Source organism: Protofrankia sp. CiP1_Cm_nod4, from assembly GCF_982290645.1.
Map to the genome: position 1 here is coordinate 21,990 of NZ_CEVIVC010000061.1, position 3,137 is coordinate 25,126.

3 protein-coding genes are annotated in these 3,137 nt (G+C 73.1%); 1 reads left to right on the top strand and 2 read right to left on the bottom strand.

Annotated elements, in window-relative coordinates:
- Nucleotides 1-358 precede the first annotated feature (358 nt).
- Nucleotides 359-883, top strand: a complete 525-nt coding sequence (locus tag AC5LSR_RS13390; protein WP_250286463.1) for a DUF3090 family protein — start codon at nucleotides 359-361, stop codon at nucleotides 881-883.
- A gap of 545 nt (nucleotides 884-1,428) precedes the next feature.
- On the opposite strand, the gene AC5LSR_RS13395 is transcribed toward AC5LSR_RS13390, so the two are convergent.
- Nucleotides 1,429-2,214: an Rv1486c family protein gene (locus AC5LSR_RS13395; RefSeq protein WP_250286464.1), complete on the bottom strand. Its 786-nt coding sequence runs from the start codon at nucleotides 2,212-2,214 to the stop codon at nucleotides 1,429-1,431.
- Between the two features lie 43 nt (nucleotides 2,215-2,257).
- Nucleotides 2,258-3,127, bottom strand: coding sequence for an SGNH/GDSL hydrolase family protein (locus AC5LSR_RS13400; RefSeq protein ID WP_493468521.1), 870 nt, complete (start codon nucleotides 3,125-3,127; stop codon nucleotides 2,258-2,260).
- Between the last annotated feature and the right edge of the window lie 10 nt (nucleotides 3,128-3,137).

Below are 3,137 nucleotides of genomic sequence, written 5' to 3' on the forward strand. Positions count from 1 at the left end.
CTGGTTCCGACGTGCCTGGCCCTGATGTCCCTGGTAGCGGGCCTGTTCTGGAGGCGTCCGAGGGTGCCCGACGCGACATCTGTGACGCCACGACGTGAGCGGTGGCGCTACGGTTCACAATGATGTCCATAAGGTTGGACGTCCATGATGTCGTCGGGGACGAATCCCCGGGGATAAAACGTTCACGACGTAGCGGGTTCACGACGCGGCAAGGTTCACACAGCAGCTTCATGACGGGGAAGACGGCCAGGCCCCGTGGGTGACGCCGGCATGCCGGCCGTCGACCGGGGGAATCGGTGGATGACCGGAGCCGCGGCCCGGCCACCCACCGGTACAACGGACTGCCAGGAGGGACGAGGTGTATCAGCGGCAGCGGCACGTGTTCGACTCACCAGACCGTTTCGTGGTCGGAACCGTCGGCCAGCCCGGTGAACGCGACTTCTACCTACAGGCCTGCTCGCGTGGGCAGGTCGTGACCGTCGGCCTGGAGAAAGCCGAGGTCAACGCTCTTGCCGAAGGGCTCACGACGCTGCTCGGCCAGGTCCGCCGGACGGCCGGCGGCGAGCTGCCGGAGTCCCACGAGGTAGACGTCGATCTCGCGCCGTTGGAGGCGCCGTTCGAGGAGGACTTCCATCTCGGCCGGCTCACGGTGTCCTGGGACGGTAAACGGGTGCTTGTCGAGGCCGCCGGGCTCGCGGGGGGCGCGGCGCGCCGGCCTGACGCGGACGCCGAGCTCGACACGCTCGAGGTCTCGCTGTCCCTCGGCCAGACGCAGGCGTTCGTCCAGCGTGCCCGCAGTATCGTCGCGGCCGGCCGTCCCTCGTGTGTGCTCTGCGGCCGCCCGGACGGGCCGTCCGGGCATTTCTGTCCGCGCCTGAACTGATCGCAGTCCAGGCGTCGCCCGCGGGGTGCGCCTGGGGTGCGCCTGATGGATGCCGGTCGTCCGGGCGCCGCCTGCGCGGCCAGGTATTCGTCGGACGCGTCCTGAGCCAGGGCCCCGCGCGGTGAGGGCCTGCCCGGCGGGTGGCGTTCGGAGGGCCGGTGAGCGTTCCCGGGGCGGGAGGCGCGCGCCCGCCGCGCCTCCCGGCCGCCATCCGTGTCGGGACGCCGCCCCGCCGGGCGGGAAGAAGCTCGCCGTCCCGGCCGCGACGCCCGCCCACCCGCCAGCACGGTGCCCTACCGGTAGGGGGCTGGGAGCCCCCTACCGGGCTAGTGTCCCGGTCAGGCAGCGCGGGATCCCGTTCACGACCACCCGCACAGGCCATGATCCAGACAATTTTGTCGTTGTGTACGCTTTTTGGCCGCAAAAGCGTACACAACGACAAAATTATGCCGATCTTCTCCGGTGGTCGACGTCCATCGAAGTGTGCCATCGTTCAGGGGGATACGTATGGTTACCTGACCGGCGCTCCAGGAACTGGGAGAGCCCTACCGGGCGAGGGACTGGGAGGGGTCGAAGGCGTCGTAGGCCGACTCGCAGGCCCGGCGGACCGCCGCGGACAGCCCGCGCAGCGCGGTCGAACGGCGTTCGATCTCCTCGGCGGTGACCGCCGCCCCGTCGTCCCGGGCGGCCAGGTCGATCAGGCCGGCGATCCGGCCCGCCCGGGCCAGCAGCGCGTGCGCGGGCGGCGGATAGCCCGGGGGGAGCAGGAGCGTCGGCTCGTCCTCATGGCGTTCGCGCAGCACGGCGAGCGTGTCCGGACCGACCTTGGCCCGGTCGAGGTGCAGCAGCGCGGCCGTCGCGGTCCGGATGGCGTCGTTGAGCTCGTGCTCGGCGGCGTTCAGCGGGGACGGCGGGGGCGGGAGGTGACGGCCCGTCACCGAACGCCAGTGCACCGACTCCAGGCCGCCCTCGATGGCCGGGCCGTGCGCGGTCACGGACGGTATCAGGACCAGCGGCGGCAGCGGGCCCAGCACGACCACCGCCTCACCGGCGGCCAGCGCCTCCTGGTTGACCTCCGCCGGCCCGGGCAGACCGCTGACGTCGCCGGGCACGGGCAGGACGAGCCGCAGCCGCCGTGCGCCGCCGGTCCGCAGCCGGCCGAGGCCCAGCGCGAGCCCTTCGCCGTCGATGCTGTGGGGGGCGCCCGGCCCACCCGAACCCACGAGGATTCGGGTGATTGCCTCATCGGTGCTGACAAGCCCGGCAAGCCACGCGTTACCCCATCCGGTGAGTGCCCCTGAGCGAGGTGAGGCAGCTTGGCCGCAAATCACGATGCCTACGGTAAGGAATGACTGCCATGTCCTGCGACGGTCCTCAGCGGATATTGCTGGGGGTCACATCCAGTCGACGGTTGGCAACCAGCCGGCCGGCGCGGGCGGGCTCGTCACCGGTGGTGGCGTGCCGGGCCCGGCGGTCCGCCGCGGCGCGCCGGGCCCGGCGGCGCAGTGGCACGGCCGGGCGGGCGAGCAGCCACGGCACGCCCACCGACATCATCCAGCGGGCGTGCGCGAACCGGCCGGGCGTGGTGGGCGGCTCCACCACCGGCAGGACCGGCAGCGGCACACCGGCGTCGCACAGCGCCTCGGCGAAGGCACGGGCCATCAGCTGATGGCCCCGCGGGCCAGGATGCACCCGGTCGACGTCGAAGGTCGACAGCCGGTAGGCCTCGGGATGGCGGGCCAGGTCGACGACCAGGACCCCGGGATCGCCCGCGGCGGCGGCGTCCACCGCCGCGTTGAGCTGCCCGATCCGGGTGGTGAGCAGGCGGCGCGCGGGCGCGGGCAGGCGCAGCAGCCGCCCGGGGTCGTGCAGCCGGGCCATCAGCACCAGGACGCCGGCCGCGCGCAGGTCCCGGACGCTCCACACCAGGTTGCGCCGCAGGCGTAACGGGTCGAAGCCGGGGGAGAGCAGGTCGTTCATGCCGGCGATGAGGCTCGCGATCCGCGGGCGCAGCGCGAGGGCCACCGGCAGCTGGGTTTCGCGGACGTCCCGGCTGGTCGCCCCGGTGGTCGCGAGGTTGGTGAACCGGGCCTGCCCGGCCGGGGCCAGGCAGGCGGCGAGCGTGGCGGCCCAGCCGCGTCCGGCCAGCGCCCGCGCCGCGTGGGCCCGCCGGTAGCCGCCCATGCTCACACCGTCGCCCAGCCCGGCCGTGATGCTGTCGCCGAGCGCGACAAAGCAGGTCACCGTGCCGGAA